Raw genomic sequence first — 3,776 nt, 5'->3', positions numbered from 1 at the left:
ATGGAAATTTTTCCATCTCTGCTTGGATATAGTATTTCTTACGATGAGGGCATACACCCCTACCTTTTTCATACGCTTCTCAAAATCCTTTAAAAACATGTTTCCTCCTAAAAATCTCCTACATTTAATATCTCCTGAGGTATATACAATCTCGATTTTAAAATATCCTCTATCTCACTTTTATAATATTTATCAAAATAACTCATAAATTTACTATCTATTTTCTTATTTTGATTTTCGCTCGAAACAGGAAGATTTATACCTAGATTTTTATATTTTTCAATCATTTTTTTATATCCCTCTACAAAAGGTTCAATCTTATACTCCTCCTCGAATATCTCCGAAAGCTTCTCATATATCAAAATCCCCTCGTAATCTAAATCCCCAAAATAGAGCAATTTATTCTCGCGATTAGACAAATACGGCTCCACACAGAGATCAAAATCCTCGAAGCTCTTGTAGATACTCTTGCCTCCGCCGTATATTATAGTAGAAATATCCTCTCCAATTATAGCCTTTCCATCTATTACGAGATTTCTCATGCTGTAGAAGGTGTCTTTATTTTCTATTATAAGTACATTTTGCGGAGTTTTTTTATCTCTAGAGTAGTAAGAAAGCGGCTCTGTCGTGTTGTAAAAATTCAGGAAGTCTTGATCTATACCTAAATTTTTGATAAGAGTTTTGCCACCCTCTTTTTGCAAAAATTTCTCCCTATGCCATATCTGAAAGCTTCTCTCGTTCATTGATACTCTCGTGTTTAGCTGTTCCATATTATTGTCGAGAAATTTGCTAAGCATAAGTATGTTATCTCTGTCTTTTTCGTAAAGTACTTGATTTTTTAAGTATTTAGATACATCCAAATTGTGATTTACAGTGTATAAAAGCTCATCTGTGTAGTCTTTTACATCATTTTTTCTTATTATCATGTATCTATTGTAAAGAGCTGGACTTTTTCCGTTCATTTTACTAGCCTTGATAGGTTTTATATCTTCTTTGTCGATAAGTTCGTTTACTAGATTGCATAACTCGATATAATTTTTCACATCAAAATAGCTTTCAATTTCTTTTAGCGAAACTTTATTTTGCTTTAATTTTTTTATATCCTTCATATCTTTCTCCTCGATATATATAGTGTATAATACAAATCTTACTTATATTTTACTATAATATGCTCGATATATTAATCTTATATTTTAATTTAAATCTACATTCTATCCAACATTTTTTCAGCAATCTGCTTTAATTCTATCTTAGTTTCTTCACTATCTTCCTGTTTATTCACTTCATTTCTGCATTTTCCACACAAAACTACCATATTCAATACACTATCTTCTTCTACATCTCTTGGTTCTATTACATATATATTTAAATAATCTATATTTTTTATTTCCTTGCCACAACGTTCACAACATCCATTTGCAGCCTTTAAAACACTGCGTTCTCTTTTTGCTAATTTCCTTACTAAATGTAAATCTGTATTTGTACTGTGTTTTATTTTTTTAACTTTCTTTTTTTTATCATCTTTGTTATTATTATTCTTTTGCTTGTTATTCTTATTCTTCTTCTTACTCTTTTTCTTGCTACTTTTTTTATTTTTTAAATTATGCACATACTCTTCGTCTTCTGCAAAGCTATCTTTTCGTCTTAAATATTGAATATGCATAGCTGTCCCAAAATTGCATCTATGTCTTCTTTCTGATATCATAATTTTCCTCCAATAGGTTATAATTTGTTTGTAAAAAAGACAGCAATTTAATTCACTGTCTTTTTTACTCTGGTAAATTTCAACTAATCAATACCTAAAGCTTCCTTAATATTATCAATTCTATCCTTACAATATCCAGTATTTAATTTTTCATATTCACGAATACCTCTTATAGCTTTGTCATCTTGAAAATCAAGAGCATATAACTCTATCAAATCCACCATAATTTCATATTTAAACTCACCATCTTCTAGTAAATCTAAGAGCTTCTTTCCATATTCTATTGCCAAGAAAAATCTTTCTGTATAAAAGCAACAGTTCATAAGTGCACACAAACAATCTACATTATCTTTATCTTCATAAAGAGCTTTTTTATATTGCTCAATAGCCTCATCATAAGCGCCTAAATAATCTAAATAGCATCCTCTTTCATAAAGAGTTTTAAATGAACGTTCTTTTTTAATAGCTAAATTGATATATCCTATGGCTTCTACTGGATTTTCATGATAGCCTTCAAGCTTATCTATTAATTCGTCTACGCTCAACCCTGTATCTTCTGCTATTTTTTCTAAATCGCTTTTTTTGATTTCGACATCTACGAATTTTCCTTTGTAATTTTCTATATAGTCTAAAACTTGTGGTATAAATTCATTTTGTGCATATGCTGATTCTGCGTACCAGATGCTGCTTTGACCTAGACCCTTGCCTTTTCCATTTTTAGAAGCTCTTGGAACTACGAAGTCTCTATCACTCTCAGGTATTAAATAGCAATTCTTGGCATCTGCTTTGAAATTGTATTCTAAATAATCATAACCCATAACTGGAGCTATTGTTTGTTCAGTATTTCTATACATTATTGCATTTTTATACCATCCTACGATTTTACAGCTTATACTGTCAGTCGCTACCCATACTACTGTAACTCCTTCTACAACATCTTTGTCTGCGTATTTTTGATCTAATCTCTCTATATGTAATGAGTTTCCTCTGTTTTCTATAAAACCATAACATTTATGATTTAAATCCAAGAAATTAGTACATTCACACGCGTCATTATTTTCTTTTACAAAGCTTCCTCCATTTCTAGGAATGTCATTATCTTTTATTCCTTTGTATTCCTTCATCCAAGCTATATTACAAAATATCACTTTTTGTTTATTCATAATTCTTACCTCTTTTCTTGTTTTATTTTATATTAAAAGTTTAACATCTAAGATAAGACTTTTGTTGGACAGGCTGTCCACTATTTTTAAAGTGCATATTCTATATCAAAGTCCTTCAATTTATAATCTAAAAAATACTCATGCTCATTAAAATTTGGATACATTCTCTCCTTTTTTCTAAACTCTGGTGTATGATATGGAAATTCTTGATGCAAGCATTCATGGTAAATTATAAATTTCAAAACCTCTTTTTTTATACTTTTTGAATTAAGCAATGCATTTATCTCTATTAAATTTGTATTTTGATAATAGCATCCAAAATAATATTTATAAGGCTTGTCAGTCCATTTAATTTCAGGTCTTTTAAATCCATCAAATAGATTATCACTTTGTTCTTTTATAACTTCAGTTAATAAATTTTGTAAAGCATCTTTTATAGGATATGGTGATAGACCATAAGATTCCTTTGATACTTCTTCAATCTCGGCACCAAAAGGTATATGACCGTTTGGGTATAGAGTAAAATCCACAACTATTTTTCTATAATTTTCTTTATTTCCATATAAACTATCTATCAAATCCTTATTTTCATCGTATATTTCATCGATTTTTTGACTTTCTTTATGCTTCCATTCTCGATTATTTATTATTTCTTGCGCAATTTTATATGGATCTATTTTGTCGCGTTGTTCAAATTTAATAAATTCAGGAAATTCATTTTCTTCATATATATAATCAAATATCATATTCAAATCCTGTTCACTAGGTAGTACTCCAAAATTACTAAAAAAGCTGTATAATACGTGATTTACTGTAAAGTTTTTAGATTTTATATAGGATTTTATGACTCCATTTTTGACCTGCAAATCTATAGATTTTTTAAATTTTTTATATCCTTCTAGCTGATT

General features: G+C 29.0%; 4 protein-coding genes. All 4 read right to left on the bottom strand.

The features are described 5' to 3' along the window. Positions 1-107: 107 nt before the first annotated feature. Positions 108-1,109, bottom strand: coding sequence for a Wadjet anti-phage system protein JetD domain-containing protein (locus SPD90_RS02125; RefSeq protein ID WP_320924167.1), 1,002 nt, complete (start codon positions 1,107-1,109; stop codon positions 108-110). Positions 1,110-1,204: 95 nt separating this feature from the next. Beyond that, a complete protein-coding gene (locus tag SPD90_RS02120) occupies positions 1,205-1,705 on the bottom strand; it encodes a hypothetical protein (RefSeq protein WP_320924166.1) in 501 nt (166 codons plus the stop codon). Positions 1,706-1,788: 83 nt separating this feature from the next. Continuing rightward, the gene (locus tag SPD90_RS02115; RefSeq protein ID WP_320924165.1) at positions 1,789-2,868 is read right to left on the bottom strand and encodes a hypothetical protein; all 1,080 of its coding nucleotides are present in this window, start codon (positions 2,866-2,868) and stop codon (positions 1,789-1,791) included. Between the two features lie 86 nt (positions 2,869-2,954). Further along, on the bottom strand, positions 2,955-3,776 hold an 822-nt coding region (locus SPD90_RS02110), incomplete at its 5' end, for a YgjP-like metallopeptidase domain-containing protein (protein WP_320924164.1).

The organism is Intestinibacter sp., from assembly GCF_034113885.1.
In the GTDB taxonomy this organism is placed as follows: domain Bacteria; phylum Bacillota; class Clostridia; order Peptostreptococcales; family Peptostreptococcaceae; genus Intestinibacter.
This window is presented reverse-complemented; position numbering and strand designations above follow the sequence as displayed.

What these genes read in the sequence shown, in the direction of transcription:
- SPD90_RS02125 (WP_320924167.1), bottom strand. Translation starts at nt 1,109, where the DNA reads ATGAAGGATATAAAAAAATTAAAGCAAAATAAAGTTTCGCTAAAAGAA.
- SPD90_RS02120 (WP_320924166.1), bottom strand. Translation starts at nt 1,705, where the DNA reads ATGATATCAGAAAGAAGACATAGATGCAATTTTGGGACAGCTATGCAT.
- SPD90_RS02115 (WP_320924165.1), bottom strand. Translation starts at nt 2,868, where the DNA reads ATGAATAAACAAAAAGTGATATTTTGTAATATAGCTTGGATGAAGGAA.